1 tRNA gene is annotated in these 227 nt (G+C 48.0%); it reads left to right on the forward strand.

Going from position 1 to position 227, the window contains the following annotated elements:
- Positions 1-139: 139 nt before the first annotated feature.
- Positions 140-215 (forward strand) — tRNA-Gly (locus tag AN394_RS21485).
- The last annotated feature ends 12 nt before the right edge of the window (positions 216-227 follow it).

Below are 227 nucleotides of genomic sequence, written 5' to 3' on the forward strand. Positions count from 1 at the left end.
AGCGCAACCTTGCCAAGGTTGAGGTCACGAGTTCGAGCCTCGTGTGCCGCTCCAATTTCTCACCAAAAGAAATTGGCTTAAGTTTCAAGGGGAAAGTAACTAACTTGAAGCTTGTAACTTAAAACTAGTAACTTATTGTGCGGCACTAGCTCAGTTGGTAGAGCGCAACCTTGCCAAGGTTGAGGTCACGAGTTCGAGCCTCGTGTGCCGCTCCAATTTCTCACCAA

The sequence above is a fragment of the Pseudoalteromonas sp. P1-26 genome, assembly GCF_001401795.1.
In the GTDB taxonomy this organism is placed as follows: domain Bacteria; phylum Pseudomonadota; class Gammaproteobacteria; order Enterobacterales; family Alteromonadaceae; genus Pseudoalteromonas.